This is a genomic window from Thermohalobaculum sediminis (assembly GCF_023487995.1).
In the GTDB taxonomy this organism is placed as follows: domain Bacteria; phylum Pseudomonadota; class Alphaproteobacteria; order Rhodobacterales; family Rhodobacteraceae; genus Thermohalobaculum; species Thermohalobaculum sediminis.
Map to the genome: position 1 here is coordinate 463,307 of NZ_JAMFKN010000002.1, position 14,825 is coordinate 478,131.

Below are 14,825 nucleotides of genomic sequence, written 5' to 3' on the forward strand. Positions count from 1 at the left end.
GCCGGGCGGGCGCGCCCTCGCCGGCGCCGCCGCGCTCGCCGCCACGTGATGCGGCGGGCCTTTTCATTGCCGCCCCCCCCGTGCAATCTGCGCCCGCGACCGGATGCCAGCCGAGGGGGACGACCATGACCATCACCACCTGCGTCTTCGATGCCTACGGGACGCTGTTCGACGTGAACGCCGCCGCGCGCGAGGCGGCCGAGGAGCCGGGGCGTGACGCCTTCGCCTCGGTCTGGTCGAAGATCGCCGCCACCTGGCGCGAGCGGCAGCTGCGATACACCTGGCTGCGCGCGACCTATGGCACCCACACCGATTTCTGGAGCGTGACGACGCACGCCCTCGACTACGCGCTCGAGGCCCATGGCATCGCCGACCCCGACCTGCGCGACCGCCTGCTGCAGCTCTACTGGGAGCTTGCGGCCTACCCGGAGGTCCCCTCGATGCTGGCGGCGCTGAAGGCCGCGGGGCTCAGGACCGCGATCCTGTCGAACGGCTCGCCCGAGATGCTGGGCGGCGCGGTCGAGAGCGCGGGCATCGGCGACGTGCTCGACGCCGTGCTCTCGGTCGAGCAGGTGGGCGTGTTCAAGCCGCACCGCTCGGTCTATGACCTGGTGGGCCAGACCTTCGGCGCGGCGCGGGGCGAGGTGCTGTTCGTCTCGTCTAACTGCTGGGACGCCTGCGCCGCCACGGGCTATGGCTTCGTCACCGCCTGGGTGAACCGCCGGGGCGAGCCGGTCGACCGCCTGCCCTGGCGCCCGGTGCACGAGATGTCGGACCTGACCGGCATCCCACGGCTGGCGGGCGCGGCGTGAGCGGGGGCACGCCCTTGCGCTTCGCCTCGGCCGACGGGCGGAGGATTGCCTATGACGTGGCGGGGGCGGGACCGGCGGTGCTGTGCCTGCCGGGCCTCACCCGCAACATGCGCGATTTCGAGGCGGTGGGCGCGCATCTGACGCCCCGCCACCGGGTCGTGCGAATGGACTATCGCGGGCGCGGCGGATCGGACTGGGCCGCGGACCCGATGGCGGAATACACGCCGATGGTCGAGGGCGGCGACGCAGCCCTCCTGATGGCACATCTTGGCATCGCGCGGGCGGCGATCCTCGGCACCTCGCGGGGCGGACTGATCGGCATGGGGCTGGCCGCCAAGGCGCCGGGCATGGTCTCGTGCCTCGTCCTCAACGACGTGGGGCCGGTGGTCGAGCCCGCGGGGCTGGCCGCGATCATGGGCTATCTTGGCCGCGAGCCGGGCTTCCCCGATTTCGAGACCGCGGCGGCGGGGCTGGAGGCGAGCTTCGGGCCGCGCTTTCCGGGGCTCGGGCGAGCGGCGTGGCTCGCGCAGGCGCGGCGCATCTTCCGCGACGAGGGCGGACGCCCGGCGCTCGACTACGATCCAAGGCTGCGCGACGCGGTCGAGGCCGCGCTCGCCGCCGGGCCGGCCGACCTCTGGCCGCTGTTCGATGCGATCGAGGTGCCGATCCTTGCGCTGAGGGGCGAGCATTCCGACCTGCTGAGCCCCGCGACACTGGCCGAGATGCAGGCCCGCAAGCCCGGCCTCGTCGCGGTGACGGTGCCCGACCGCGGCCATGTCCCCTTCCTCGACGAGCCGGTGGCGGTGGCCGCCATCGACGCCTTTCTTGCGGAGCACGCAGCATGACCGAAGCCGCAACCATCGACGACATCCGCGCCGCGGCAGCCAGGCTCGACGGCCATGCGGTGCGGACCCCGCTGCTGGAGAGCCCGCTGCTCAATCGCGCGGCCGGGCGGAGGGTGCTGGTCAAGGCGGAATGCCTGCAGAAGACCGGTAGCTTCAAGTTCCGCGGCGGCTGGTCGGCGCTGAGCGCGCTGCCCGAGGACGCCCGCAGGCGCGGCGTGATCGCCTATTCCTCGGGCAATCACGCGCAGGGCGTGGCCCATGCGGCCGAGCTGATGGGCGTGCCCGCCGTGATCGTGATGCCCGCTGACGCGCCCGATCTCAAGCTCGCCAACACCCGCGCCCATGGCGCCGAGGTGGTGACCTATGACCGCGCTGGCGGCGAGAGCCGCGAGGTCGTGGGCGCCAAGATCGCCGAGGCGCGCGGCCTGACCATCGTGCGGCCCTATGACGAGCCGATGGTGATCGCGGGGCAGGGCACGGTGGGGCTGGAGCTGGCCGAGCAGGCCCGCGCGGCGGGGCTGCGCGAGGCCGACGTGCTGGTCTGCACCGGCGGCGGGGGCCTCGCCTCGGGCATCGCGCTCGCGCTCGAGGCCGAGGCGCCGGGTCTCAGGGTGCGGACCGCCGAGCCCGCCGGCTTCGACGACTGGAAGCGCTCGCTCGCCGCCGGCGAGCGGCTGCGCAACCCGTCCGAGTCGGGCTCGGTCTGCGATGCCATCGTGACGCCCAGCCCCGGAGCGCTGACGTGGCCGATCCTGAGCCGCCGCGCAGGGCCGGGCCTTGCGGTGACGGACGACGAGGCGCTGACTGCTGTGGCGGCCGCGTTCCTGCGTCTCAAGATCGTGCTGGAACCCGGCGGAGCGGTGGGGCTTGCCGCGGCGCTATCGCGCGGGGACGAGATTGCGGGCGATGCGGTGATCGCGGTCGCCACTGGCGGCAATGTCGACCCCGCGATGTTCGCCCGCGCGCTCGCCATGCTCTGAGGCCGGGATGGGCTTCACGATCGCCACCTTCAACCTGCAGAACCTGGTCTCGCCGGGCCGGCCGTTCTATCACGGCGAGGGACTGAGCGACGCCGATTTCGACTGGAAGCTCGACTGGGCAGCGGACCAGCTTCTGGCCATGGATGCCGACATCGTGGCGCTGCAGGAGGTGTTCGACGCCGACGCCCTGCGCGCGCTGGCGGCGCGGGCCGACGCGCGCGGCGCAGGCACGGCCCGCTATCGCGGCACGCTGTGGCGGGGCGGGGAATGGCGGCCCTATCGCGAGGACATGCGCTTTGCCCGCAACCTCAACGAGACGGCGAGCCATGCCCGGCCGGGCCTTGCGATCCTGTCGCGCCACCCGATCCTCGATTCGGGGCATCTTCAGGACATCGCCGAGCGCCCTATTTCCGTCGATTTCATGCAGCTCGGCTCGGGGCTCGCGGGGGAATGGACGCTCACGCGCCTGTCGCGCCCGATCCAGTGGGCGCGCATCGACGCCGGGGGGCGCGAGATCGTGCTGTTCAACGTCCATCTCAAGTCGCCCACGCCCGAGTTCCCCCATGGCGGCCCGGCGGCGCCCGAGGAGGATCTCATGGCCTACGACGCCGTGGGCCGGGCGCGGGGCGCGATCCGCGCAAGCGTGCGGCGCATGGGCGAGGCGCTGGCGGTGCGGCGCGAGGTGGTCACGGTGCTGGACGAAGGGCTGCCGGTCATCGTCGCGGGCGACGTGAACGCGCCGCACATGGGCGATGCCGCGCTGATCCTTTCGGGCGAGCGGCCCGAGCCCGACTACACCGCCGAGCCGCGCGTGGGTGGCGAGGGGACGTGGTCCGCCGAGGAAGCCAGCGCCATCCGCGCCCGCATCGAGGGGCTGCGGCTCGACTCGGCCGAGGCCGTCGCCTCGGCGCGCGTGGGGCGGGCGGCGTTCCACACCGCGGCCTTCGGCGGAGTCTACGAGAGCCTCGACCGACTGCTCCTGTCGGTGCATTTCCGCGATGGCGATGCGCGCCAGATCGGGCGGATGAGGCATCTGCGCGCCTTCAACGATCACCTCAACGATGGCGGGCTGCCGCGCGGGCGGTATGACCTGCTGGCCTCGGATCACGGGCAACTGGTGGCGCGGATCGACTGGCTTTGACGCGAAGGTCCGGGTCAGGACGGTCCATGGTCAGGCCCGGAACCGGTGGCGGATGTTGGCGCGCCGCCGGACACCGCGCTGCCCCGGGCTTGACCCGGGGCCTCGGGGTCCCTCGCGGCGCTGACCCCGCAAGGCCCGGGCGCAGAGGCCGGAAGGCGGGGCAGCGCTATTCCGCGGCCTTCACCTCCTCGCCGAACTCGACCTCCTCGAGCCGGGTGGCGCGCGCCGCCGTCCGGTCGGCCGAGATGCGGATGCCGCGCAGGTCCTCGCCCGCCTGCGCCAGATGCCGCTCGAGATTGCCGACCCGCTCGACCAGCCGCCCGATGTCGCGGCCGAGCGCGCCAAGCTCGGCCCGGATGCGGCCGCTTTCCGACGCGATGCGGGCGTCGCGCATCACGCCGCGCATGGTGGTCAGAAGCGCCATGGTGGTGGTGGGCGAGACGATCCAGACACGGCGCTCGAAGCCATGGCGCACGACCTCGGCATGGTTCGCATGGAGCTCGGCATAGACCGCCTCCGACGGCAGGAACATCAGCGCGGATTCGGCGGTCTCGCCCTCGATGATGTAGCGCCCGGCGATGTCGGCGATGTGGGTCTGCACCGCCGCGCGCAGGGCGCGGGCGGCCTCGCGCCTGTCGCGCTCGCCCTTCGCCTCGGCCAGCGCGCGATAGGCTTCCAGCGGGAATTTAGAGTCGATCGCGATCGGCCCGGGCGGCTGCGGCAAGCGGATCAGCGCGTCGGCCCGACGCCCGTTCGACAGCGTCGCCTGCAGCGCATAGGCATCGGACGGCAGGGCGTGGCGCAGGATCTCGGCCAGTTGCACCTCGCCGAACACGCCGCGGGCCTGCTTGTTTGACAGGATCTCCTGCAACCCCAGCACGTTGCCGGAAAGCTGCTCGATCCGGCCCTGTGCCGCGTCGATCACCGAGAGGCGCTGGCCCAGCGCGCCGAGGCTTTGGGCCGTCTGGCTGGCCGATCCCGCGAGCGAGGCGGAAACGCGGGCCGAGACCTCGTCGAGCCGACGCTCCATCGCTTCCATCGCCCGGATTTGCGCGCCCGCCTGCGCCTCGGCCATTTGCGTCAGTGCACCGACAAGCTGCTGCTGGCCGCGTCCCAGCCGGTCGAGCGCCTCGGCACCGCCGCCCCGCCCGGCGAGCCGCGCGGTGATGAGAACGGCGAGAATCAGGGCAGCGGCCGCCCCGGCCAGCAGATGCAGTGGATCGGACCCGGCGATGGTGGCACGGAGCGCCGCCGCAAACGCCTCCATCACCGCCGCCCGAACAGCCGCTCGATCTCGGAGAGCGAGAGGGTGACTGAAGTGGGCCGCCCGTGGTTGCAGGTGGCCGCGCCCGGCGTCGCCTCCATCTCGCGCAACAGCGCGTTCATCTCGGCGACCGAAAGCCTGCGGCCCGAGCGCACCGAGCCATGGCAAGCCATGCGCGAAAGCACGGCATCGAGCCGGGCGCGCAGGCCGCCCGCAGCGCCCCCGTCGGCAATTTCGTCGGCCACGTCGCGGACCAGTCCCGCCACGTCGCAGTCGCCCAGCATCGCGGGCACCTCGCGCACGCAGACCGCGCCCTCGCCGAAGGGCTCGATCACCAGGCCGAGCGTCTCGAGGATGTCGGCATGGTCGATGACAGGGCTTGCGCCGCCGCCCAGATCGACGATCTCGGGGATCAGCAGGCCCTGGCGCCTGACGCCATCGGCTTCCATCTGCCGCTTGAGGCGCTCGTAGACCAGCCGCTCGTGCGCCGCGTGCTGGTCGACGATCACCATGCCCCGGTCGGTCTGGGCGAGGATGTAGTTCTCGTGGATCTGCGCGCGCGCGGCCCCCAGCGGGAAGGCGGTGGGCTCGTCGGCCTGGGGCGCCTCGGCACGCGCCGACAGGCCGGGCGCTTCGGCAAATCCCGCGGGACTGGCCGCGGCGGGCGCCTGCATCGCATGCCCCGCCGCCAGCAGGTCCGGCGCGGGCGGGCGCCACTCGCCCCCGCTCCAGCCCATGCGCGGGGCGGGCGCCGCCGGCCGGAAGGCGCCGAGCGCCGCATCGGTCAGCGTCGCGATACCCCGGTGCCCGGCCTCGGCCAGCGCGTGGCGAAGCGCGGAGATAACGAGGCCCCGCACCACGCCCGACTCGCGGAAGCGCACCTCGGCCTTGGCGGGGTGGACGTTCACATCCACCCGCTCGGGCGCGAGGTCGATCCAGAGCACGGCGGCAGGGTGCCGGTCGCGGGCGATGAAATCGCCGTAGGCCGCGCGCAGCGCCCCCGCCAGCAGCTTGTCGCGCACCGGGCGGTCGTTGACGAACAGGTACTGGTGCACCGCCGCTCCCCGCGCCGCCGCCGGCAGGCCGGCGAAGCCCGTGAGGCGCACGCCCTCGCGCTCGGCCTCGATGGCGAGCGCGTTGCCGGCGAAGCCCTGCCCCAGCACCCGGTCGATGCGGGCGAGCCGGGCCTCCATTGCATTGCCGGTCTCGGGCGCGAGGCTCATCAGCGCCCGCCCCTCGCCGCCCCCGGTCACGTCGCGCAGCACGAAGCCGATGCCCGGCTCGGCCATCGCGAGTCTGCGCAGCGTCTCGGAGGCCGCCTGCATCTCGGCGCGCTCGGTTCGGAGGAACTTGAGCCGGGCGGGGGTGGCCGAGAACAGGTCGCGCACCTCTACCGTGGTGCCCTGCCCGCGCGCGGCGGGGCGGGGGCGACCGATCTCGCCCGCGCCGACCGCGATCTCCCAGGCTCCGTCGGCGCCTACCGCGCGCGAGGTCAGCCGCACCTTTGCCACCGCCCCGATCGAGGGCAGCGCCTCGCCGCGGAAGCCGAAGCTTGCAATGTTCACGAGGTCCGAGCCGTCGATCTTCGATGTCGCGTGCCGCTCGAAGGCGAGCGCCAGCTGGTCCTCGGGGATGCCGATGCCGTCATCCGCCACCCGGATCAGGGTCTTGCCGCCATCGGCCAGCGCCACCTCGATCCGGCCCGCGCCCGCGTCGATCGCGTTCTCGACCAGCTCCTTGACCGCCGAGGCCGGGCGCTCGACCACCTCGCCAGCCGCGATGCGGTTGGCGGCTGCCTCGGACAGGCGGCGGATTCGGGGCGGCTCGCCCAGCATGTTGCGGTGAGGCGTGTTCATGCCCCAATCCATAGCATGGGGCGACGCGATTCTGAAACGGCTTCTCAGGCCGCGCAGGCGGCCACGAACGCATCCTGCCGGGCGTGGCTGTCGCGCGCGATGGAGAGGTCGAACATGTCGAAGGCATGGACCCCGCCGGGATGGAGCGCCACCTCGGCCCGTCCGCCCGCCGCCTGCCAGCGCGCCGCCATGAACAGTGTGTCGTCGATCAGCGGATCGGCCGTGCCGCACTGGAACAGCGCGGGCGGCAGCCCTGCGGGCAGGGCGGCCAGCAGCGGCGAGACGGCGGGATCGGCACGGTCGGCCCCATCCAGCAGGTTCGCCGCGAACCAGTCGATCACCGGGGTCGAGAGGATGAGGTAGCGCGTCCCCCAGACCCGCGCCGAGGGCGTCATGCGCAGGTCGAACACGCCGTAGTTCAGCACCAGTCCCGCGACGCGCCCCGCCAGCCCCGCCGCGGCAAGGCGGAGGAAGGTCACCATGGTCAGGTGCGCCCCCGCCGACTCGCCGCCGATCACCACCGGACCGGGGCGCGTCTGCAGCACCCAGCGTGCGGCGGCTTCGGCATCCTCGGCGCAACCGGGCCAGCGGTGTTCGGGGCTGAGGCGGTATTGCGCCGAGACGACATCGAGCCCCGTGTTGCGCGCGATGCGCTGGTTGTGGGCGTCGGACTGGTCCGGGCAACCCAGCGTCCAGCCGCCGCCATGGATGTGCAGGTAGGTGCCCCGCCCCCCGCCGGGGGTCAGGCGCACCCGCCCGGGTCCACCCGGCGCGCCGGGGATCGAGACCCAGTCCGAGCCCGGCAGCGGCCCCGCCATCGGGAACACCCCGCGCCCTTCGGCCCGCGCCTTGCGCGTGAGCTCGGGCGGGATGGTGTGGACCGGCGGCATCAGCGCCAGCGCCTTTTCCAGCGTCTCGTTGAAGGCCGCCGTCTCGGGCGCGACGGCGGCGGGGTCGAACGGCGAGGCGGCGGTCATCGGCAGGCTCCGGCAAGTGGCCGGGCGAGGCCCCGGCGCCTGCCGTCATAACGCGCCACGGTTCCCGCGCAAATGCCCGAGCGTCACGCCCCGGCCGGGCTGGGACCGCGAGGCCGCAGCAGCGCCGCGCGTGCCTGCGGCACGCGCCTGACCTCGACCCCGGTAAAGACATGGAGCGTGTTGAGGTCGCGGTCGATCACCGCGTGGTCCGACACCCAGCCGCCCATCACCAGATAGCTGCGCAGAAGCGGCGGCATTCGGCGCATGGCAAGCCTGAGGTCCGGCTTGAGGAAGCGAAACGCCGTGGCGAAACGGAACACCGCCGGCGCCTTGACCCGCGGCAGCCAGCGGCGGGGCGCGAGATGCTTCTCGCGCAGCAGCGCGAAGGCGTCGCGGTATTCCTCGGCATCGACGCCCTGGAAGGACGAGCAGCCGAACAGAAGCTCGACCCCCTCGCGCTCGACATGGGCGCTCATCGCGGCCCAGGCGGTGCGCAGGATGTTGGGGTCGCGGTGCTCGGGATGGATGCAGAAGCGCCCCATCTCGACCATCTTGCCGGGGAAGGACCTGAGGGCGGAAAGCTCGTAGTACTGCGCCGAATAGCTTCGCTCGATCTCGGTGCCGTCGGGCAGGGGCATCATGCGGAAGCAGCACACCAGTCGCCCTGTGCGGACCTCCTCGACCATCATGTGCTGGCAGACCTCGTCGAAACGATCCGCGTCCAGGTCCTGCCCCTCGCCACCGAGGCCCCGGCCGGCGATGAAGGCGAGATAGCGAAGCTGCTGACAGCGCCGGATGTCCTCGGGCGTCGCGGCCAGGCGTGCGCTGTATCTCCCGATTCCGAACATGTGAGACCTCCGTCCCGGAGCGGCGGCGCTGCGCGGGATGCGCGGGCGCGCCCTGCGATCTATATAAGGGGCCGGGCGCGACAGCAGTATGACGGCTGCCGCAACGTCATCACATGGAGAACCCGCGATGAGGCAGAAGGTTTCCCGCAGCGACGAGGAATGGCGCGCGCAGCTCTCGCCCGAAGCCTATCGCGTCACCCGGAAGAAGGGGACCGAGCGGCCCTTCACCCATGACGATTTCCCGAAAGCGCCCGGTACCTTCCGCTGCGTCTGCTGCGGCGCCGGATTGTTCGACGCCGCCCACAAGTTCGACAGCGGCACCGGCTGGCCCAGCTTCTGGCAGCCCGCCGCCCCCGGCGCGGTCGAGGAGCATGACGACCGGAGCTGGTTCATGCGCCGCACCGAGGTGGTCTGTGCCGCCTGCGACGCGCATCTGGGCCATGTCTTCCCCGACGGACCGCGGCCCACGGGGCTACGCTACTGCATCAACGGCGTGGCGCTCAGCTTCGAGCCCGAATGATCCGGATGACGCCCTCCATCCGCAGCCAGCCGTCCCGGACATGGGGCGCGAGCGCGGTCCGCAGTTCGGCCGCCACGCGGGCGCGGGTGTCGTGATCGGCGGCCCTCAGCCGCCGCGCGAGCGGGCCGATCCGCAGGACAAGCGCGATGCCGCGCTCGACGGGGTCCGGGTCGGTGCCGTCTCCGATGACCAGCTCGATCGCGTACTCGTCGAAGCCGATGTCGCGAAACCCGGCGGCCTCGAGGATCGCGCGCGGATAGGCGGGCTCGGCCCATGCGAACGGGCCGGGCGAATAGGCGGGCTTCGCCTCGGCCGGGCCCAGCACGCGCTGCCCGGCCTCGGCCGGGATCCGCGCCCAGGGGTTGCGCGCCATCTCGGCCCAGACCGTGAGCACCGCCCGCGCGCCGGGTTTCAGCGCGCGCCGCAGCCGCGTGAAGGCGGCCGTCGGGTCGTCGAAGAACATGCAGCCGAAGCGCGAGAACAGCGCGTCATGCGGCTCGCCCAGATCGAGGCGCGCGGCGTCGCCCTCGTGGAAGCGGACACAGCCCATGCCGGCGCGCGCCCGGGCTATATCAAGAAGATCGGGCGAGATGTCGACCGCCGTGACCGACCCGCCCGGCACGACGGCGGCGGCGATGGCCTGCGCCATCGCGCCCGCCCCGCAGCCGAGATCGATCACGCGCTCGCCAGGCTTCGGGTCGAGCGCCGCGACGGCCAGCGCCCCCGCGGGCGCAAGCTGGCGGTCGAGCGCCTGCACGTGGCGCGCCCACTCGAGACCCATCCGCCCGGCCCATTCCTCGGCTTCGGCCATCTTCGCCCTCCCATCAGGCCGCCGCATTGGCCATAGTCGGATCCTGCGATGACCCGAGCCCCGCTGACAATGCCCGCCGCCGCGCCCGCCGCGACCGACTTCGCCCGGATCGAGACCTGGGTCTTCGATCTCGACAACACGCTCTATCACCCCTCGGCGCGGCTGTTCGACCAGATCGACCGCCGGATGACCGATTTCATTTCCGGCGCGCTGGGTGTCGCGCGGACCGAGGCCGACCGGCTGCGGCGGCTCTACTGGGAGCGCTACGGCATCACGCTGAAGGGGCTCGTGGACCACCACGGCATCCATCCGCAGGATTTCCTCGACAATGTGCACGAGATCGACCTGTCGGGGCTGAAGCCGGACCCCGCGCTTTCGGACGCCCTCGCCCGCCTGCCGGGGCGGCGGATTGTGCACACCAACGGTGCCCGAGCCCATGCCGAGCGGGTCCTGCGCGCCCGCGGCCTCGACGGGCTGTTCGAGGCTGTCTACGGCATTGAGGACAAGGGGCTGATCCCCAAGCCCTCGGCCGCCGCCTATGACCGGGTGCGCGAGCACGCCCGCTTCGACCCCGCCCGCGCCGCCATGGTCGAGGACGATGCCCGCAACCTCGCGGTCCCCAAGGCCCGCGGCATGGCGACGGTCTGGGTCTGCCACAAGGCGGGCGAGAAGGCGCCCGATCACGTCGACCGGCGCATCACCTGCCTCACGCGCTTTCTTGGCGACCCGCGCTGACGGGCCCGGCCATCGTCGCTGTCCCGGCCTCGGCGCCGGGGTCAGCGCCTGTGCGAAATGCCACCTCCGCGAGGCCCCGGGTCGAGTCCGCGGCAGCGAAGGCTGCGCCAGCATCCGAGGAAGCGCCGCTCGGCCGGAGTTCCGCAGCCCCGGCCCCGGAGCCGGGGCCCCCTCGCAGCCGCGGCACCTCTTCCACGTCGCCCCGGGGCGGGGGGGCGTCGCGTTGCATCGTCCTCAGAACGCCTTCCTCGCCGCCAGCGCGGCGGAAATCGTCCCGTCGTCGAGATAGTCGAGCTCGCCCCCCACCGGCACGCCCTTGGCGAGCGACGTGACCTCGGCTCCGGTGCCGTCCAGATAGTCGGCCACCACATGCGCCGTGGTCTGCCCGTCCATCGTGGCGCCGACCGCGAGGATGACCTCGACCACCCCTTCCGCGCGCACCCGTGCCGCAAGTTCCGGGATCCGCAGCGTCTCGGGCGTCACACCGTCGAGCGCCGAGAGCGTGCCGCCCAGCACGTGGTAGCGCCCCTTGAACACGCCCGCGCGCTCGAGGGCCCAGAGGTCGGCCACGTCCTCGACCACGCAGAGCCGCGTCGCATCGCGCCGCGCGTCGATGCAGATCGCGCAGCGCGGGCCGGTGGCGATGTTGCCACAGACCTCGCAGAGCCCGACCTTGTCGGCAACCTCCGCCATCGCCTGCGCCAGCGGCAGCAGCAGCCGCTCGCGCTTCTTCACCAGCGCCAGCGCCGCGCGCCGGGCCGAGCGGGGGCCGAGGCCCGGCAACTTGGCCATCAGCTCGATCAGCCGCTCGATCTCGGGCCCGCCGCTCACGTCCGCGCCCGCGCCACCACGCCCGAGAGGCAGCCCACCGCCCCCGCGGCCTTCCTGAGTTCCGCCGTGGGCGTCTCGGTCACCTCGACGCCCAGCGCCTCATAGAAGGCCCGCGCGGCGGGGTTGCCCGGCATCAGGATGCGCCGTGGTCCCAGCGTCACCACGTTCATGGCGTTGTTGGTGCCGGCCTCGCCCAGATCCGGCAGGAAGGCGACCCGATAGCCGCGCGCGCGCAGCGCCATCACCGCCGCATGCGGCGTGCGCCGCGGCCAGGCGACGGCCAGGTCGCGGTCCAGAATGCGCAGCATCCCCATCAGGTGCATGGTGCCGAAGGGCATGTCGACGGCCAGCGTCTCGACCCCCATCTGGCCCAGCAGCCCGCCGATCTGCGCGATCGCGGCGTCGTTGGTGCGTAGCCCCCGCCCGATGATGGCACAGCCCGCGTCGAGCCACATGAGGTCGGCGCCCTCGAAGGTGGCCTCGCCCCGCAGCGTCATCAGGATCGGCACCCGCGCGGCAGCGAGGCAGGCCGCCACCGCCACCTCCTCGCCCGCCCGCACGGTCGAGGCGGGGCGCGCGAGGATCGCGCCCTCGGGGGTCATGACGAACAGGTCCGCGCAGAACATCTGGTTGGGATGGGTGGCCGAGGGCGGCACCTCGAGCACCGCGACGCCCGCGGCGCGGTAGGCGTCGGCCATGCGGGCATGCTCCTCGGCCGCGCGGCCCAGGTCGACGGGCGCGAGCAGCTGGTTGCGGTCGGCCTCTTTCCCGGCAGCCGCGAGCGCGGGCCCGGGCGCCGATAGCAGCACCGCGGTCAGCGGCGCCCATTCGTTGGCGATTCCGCACGCGGCCCAGTGCGTGCCGATTTCCTCGCCATGCGACGCGACGCGCTGCGACCACGCCTCGCCGCCATACGCGGCGGTGCCGAAGCTGTTGCCGAGCGGCGCGCCTCGCGTCTCGCCGTCCATCGCCATCTCACATGCCGGGGAACTTGAAGCCCGGGGGCAGGGGCAGCCCCTCGGTCAATTTCGCAAGCTCGCCCTGCGCCTGCTCGCGCGCACGGCGCACCGCGTCGTTCACCGCGGCGACGATGAGGTCCTCGAGCACTTCCTTTTCCATCGAGCCGTCGAGGAGCGAGGGATCGACCTTCAGCGCCTTGACCTCGCCCTCGCCCGTGGCGGTCGCGCGCACCAGCCCCGCGCCGGCTGAGCCCTCGGCGGTCATCCCGGCGATGCGGGACTGCGCCTCGGCCATGCGCTCCTGCATCTTCTGGGCCTCGCGCATCAGCTTGGCCATGTCGCCCAGTCCCTTGAGCATGTCAGCTCTCCTCTCCGAAGGGGTCGTCCATGTCGAGGATGTCGCCCTCGATGTCGACGGCGTCGTCCTCGGGCACGGGGGCGAGATAATGGGGCTCGGCGCCCGGCGCCAGATCGCTGAGCGGGCGCACCGCGCCGATCTTCGCGCCGGGGAAGGCCGCGAGCGCGGCGGCCACCAGCGGGTGGCGCGCTGCATCGCGCATCCGCCCCGCCTCGGCCTCGGCCCGGCGCTCGGCCAGCGTCTGCCCGCCCGGCTGGTCACTCACCGCCACCGACCAGCGCCGTCCGGTCACGCGGTGCAGCATCTGCGCAAGCCGCCCCGCAAGGTCGGCGGGCGCGCCGGGGCGCGGGTTGAACTCGATCACGCCCGGATGTAGCGCCACGGGGCTGAGGAAGCGCTCGAGCTCGTCGAGCAGCTTGATGTCGCGCTCGCCCGCCACCATCGCGGCGATGTCCTCGAGCGGCATCCCGGCGGGGGCGAGCCGGGCGGCCGGCGCGGACCTCGGCGCCGCGGCCGCCGTGACCCCGCCCGCGATCGCCCTGAGCGGCGGGCCCTCGGCCCGCGTGCCGCCACCGCCACCGCTGCCGCCAGCCGACGGCGCGCCGGCAGCTGCTGGGCCGCCCGCCTCCTGCAGCCGCCGCACCAGATCGCCGGGCGTCGGCAGGTCGGCGACGTGGCAAAGCCGGATCACCGCCATCTCGGCCGCCATCATGGCCGAGGGCGCGACGCCGAGTTCCTCGAGCGCCTTGAGCAGCATCTGCCAGGCCCGCGTCAGCACCCGCATGGACAGCTTCGCGGCCAGTTCCCGCCCCCGCCTGCGTTCGTCGGGCGAGACGGTGGGGTCCTCGGCGGCCGTCTCCGAGATCTTGAGGACCGAAATCCAGTGCGTGAGTTCCGCCAGATCCCGCAGCACCACGGCGGGGTCCGCTCCTTCGGCGTATTGCGCACCAAGCTCGGCCAGCGCGGCCCCCGCATCGCCCCGCATGATCGCCTCGAAGAGGTCGAACACACGGCCGCGGTCCGCGAGCCCCAGCATCCGGCGCACATCGGCCGCGTCGGTCTCGCCTCCCTGCCCATGCGCCACCGCCTGATCGAGCAGCGAGAGCGCGTCGCGCACCGACCCCTCGGCCGCCCGAGTGATCAGCGCGAGCGCGTCGGCCGCGACCTTCGCCCCCTCGCGCGCCGCGATCGCGCCGAGATGCTCCATCATCACCTCGGGCTCGATCCGGCGCAGGTCGAAGCGCTGGCAGCGGCTGAGCACGGTGACGGGCACCTTGCGGATCTCGGTCGTCGCGAAGATGAACTTCACATGCGCTGGCGGCTCCTCCAGCGTCTTCAGGAGCGCGTTGAAGGCCGAAGTGCTGAGCATGTGCACCTCGTCGACGATGTAGACCTTGTAGCGCGCCTGCGCCGCGCGGTAGCGCACCGAGTCGATGATCTCGCGGATGCTGTCGACACCGGTGTTCGAGGCCGCGTCCATCTCGATGACGTCGACGTGGCGACCCGCCGCGATCGACAGGCAGGCGTCGCACTCGCCGCAGGGGTCGATGGTGGGCTGATCGCCCCGACCCGTGCAGTTGAGCCCCTTGGCGATGATCCGCGCCGTCGTGGTCTTGCCCACGCCCCGCACGCCGGTGAGGATGAAGGCATGCGCGATACGGTCCAGCGCGAAGGCGTTGGTGAGCGTCTGCACCATCGCCTCCTGCCCGATCAGGTCGCGGAAATGGCCCGGCCGATACTTGCGCGCCAGCACCTGATAGGGCGTGGCGGCATCGGTCGGGGGGGCGGCATCGGCCATCGGCTCTCCGGTCTCAGGGGGATCGGCGGCAGATTAGGGCGCGGATGCGGGCCGCGGCAAGCACGGATGACCCCGGCGCGGCGCGCAGGC

The 14,825-nt window shown here is 72.8% G+C and carries 14 protein-coding genes and 1 pseudogene; 6 read left to right on the forward strand and 9 right to left on the reverse strand.

Annotated elements, in window-relative coordinates; all coding sequences use genetic code 11:
* Nucleotides 1-125 precede the first annotated feature (125 nt).
* The 4 genes from M1105_RS06120 to M1105_RS06135 are packed head-to-tail and all read left to right on the forward strand — an operon-like array spanning nt 126 to nt 3,778.
* Nucleotides 126-812 carry a haloacid dehalogenase type II gene (locus tag M1105_RS06120; protein ID WP_249579458.1) on the forward strand — a complete coding sequence of 229 codons (687 nt, stop codon included), beginning with the start codon at nt 126-128 and terminating at the stop codon, nt 810-812.
* The gene (locus M1105_RS06125) at nt 809-1,657 is read left to right on the forward strand and encodes an alpha/beta fold hydrolase (protein ID WP_249579459.1); all 849 of its coding nucleotides are present in this window, start codon (nt 809-811) and stop codon (nt 1,655-1,657) included. Before M1105_RS06120 ends, M1105_RS06125 begins: the two co-directional genes overlap by 4 nt.
* On the forward strand, nt 1,654-2,637 hold the full coding sequence (locus M1105_RS06130; protein WP_249579460.1) for a threonine ammonia-lyase: 984 nt from the start codon (nt 1,654-1,656) through the stop codon (nt 2,635-2,637). Before M1105_RS06125 ends, M1105_RS06130 begins: the two co-directional genes overlap by 4 nt.
* A 7-nt stretch (nt 2,638-2,644) precedes the next feature.
* Nucleotides 2,645-3,778, forward strand: a complete 1,134-nt coding sequence (locus tag M1105_RS06135) for an endonuclease/exonuclease/phosphatase family protein (RefSeq protein ID WP_249579461.1) — start codon at nt 2,645-2,647, stop codon at nt 3,776-3,778.
* 166 nt (nt 3,779-3,944) lie between these two features.
* Here M1105_RS06135 and M1105_RS06140 read toward each other — a convergent pair whose 3' ends face one another.
* The 4 genes from M1105_RS06140 to M1105_RS06155 form a co-directional block, all read right to left on the reverse strand.
* Nucleotides 3,945-5,045: a DNA recombination protein RmuC gene (locus M1105_RS06140; RefSeq protein WP_249579462.1), complete on the reverse strand. Its 1,101-nt coding sequence runs from the start codon at nt 5,043-5,045 to the stop codon at nt 3,945-3,947.
* Nucleotides 5,045-6,898: a DNA mismatch repair endonuclease MutL gene (mutL, locus tag M1105_RS06145; protein ID WP_249579463.1), complete on the reverse strand. Its 1,854-nt coding sequence runs from the start codon at nt 6,896-6,898 to the stop codon at nt 5,045-5,047. The genes M1105_RS06140 and mutL overlap by 1 nt, the downstream gene beginning before the upstream one ends.
* 44 nt (nt 6,899-6,942) lie before the next feature.
* On the reverse strand, nt 6,943-7,875 hold the full coding sequence (locus tag M1105_RS06150) for an alpha/beta hydrolase (RefSeq protein ID WP_249579464.1): 933 nt from the start codon (nt 7,873-7,875) through the stop codon (nt 6,943-6,945).
* 83 nt (nt 7,876-7,958) lie between these two features.
* The gene (locus M1105_RS06155) at nt 7,959-8,723 is read right to left on the reverse strand and encodes a GNAT family N-acetyltransferase (protein WP_249579465.1); all 765 of its coding nucleotides are present in this window, start codon (nt 8,721-8,723) and stop codon (nt 7,959-7,961) included.
* Between the two features lie 127 nt (nt 8,724-8,850).
* Between M1105_RS06155 and msrB the strand changes: the two genes are divergently transcribed.
* Nucleotides 8,851-9,243, forward strand: coding sequence for a peptide-methionine (R)-S-oxide reductase MsrB (gene msrB, locus M1105_RS06160; RefSeq protein WP_249579466.1), 393 nt, complete (start codon nt 8,851-8,853; stop codon nt 9,241-9,243).
* 379 nt (nt 9,244-9,622) lie between these two features.
* Here the strand turns inward: msrB and M1105_RS20910 are convergent.
* Nucleotides 9,623-10,081, reverse strand: a pseudogene (locus M1105_RS20910) (class I SAM-dependent methyltransferase); the annotation flags it as partial.
* A gap of 21 nt (nt 10,082-10,102) precedes the next feature.
* Here M1105_RS20910 and M1105_RS06170 point away from each other — a divergent pair.
* Nucleotides 10,103-10,789: a pyrimidine 5'-nucleotidase gene (locus M1105_RS06170; RefSeq protein WP_249579468.1), complete on the forward strand. Its 687-nt coding sequence runs from the start codon at nt 10,103-10,105 to the stop codon at nt 10,787-10,789.
* A 234-nt stretch (nt 10,790-11,023) separates the two neighbouring features.
* On the opposite strand, the gene recR is transcribed toward M1105_RS06170, so the two are convergent.
* Genes recR through M1105_RS06190 form a run of 4 tightly spaced genes read right to left on the reverse strand, consistent with a single transcriptional unit; the run spans nt 11,024 to nt 14,735 of the window.
* The gene (recR, locus tag M1105_RS06175) at nt 11,024-11,620 is read right to left on the reverse strand and encodes a recombination mediator RecR (RefSeq protein ID WP_249579469.1); all 597 of its coding nucleotides are present in this window, start codon (nt 11,618-11,620) and stop codon (nt 11,024-11,026) included.
* Nucleotides 11,617-12,588, reverse strand: a complete 972-nt coding sequence (locus M1105_RS06180) for a dimethylarginine dimethylaminohydrolase family protein (protein ID WP_249579470.1) — start codon at nt 12,586-12,588, stop codon at nt 11,617-11,619. Before M1105_RS06180 ends, recR begins: the two co-directional genes overlap by 4 nt.
* Nucleotides 12,589-12,595: 7 nt before the next feature.
* Nucleotides 12,596-12,937, reverse strand: a complete 342-nt coding sequence (locus M1105_RS06185; protein ID WP_249579471.1) for a YbaB/EbfC family nucleoid-associated protein — start codon at nt 12,935-12,937, stop codon at nt 12,596-12,598.
* Between the two features lies 1 nt (nt 12,938).
* Nucleotides 12,939-14,735: a DNA polymerase III subunit gamma/tau gene (locus tag M1105_RS06190; RefSeq protein ID WP_249579472.1), complete on the reverse strand. Its 1,797-nt coding sequence runs from the start codon at nt 14,733-14,735 to the stop codon at nt 12,939-12,941.
* Between the last annotated feature and the right edge of the window lie 90 nt (nt 14,736-14,825).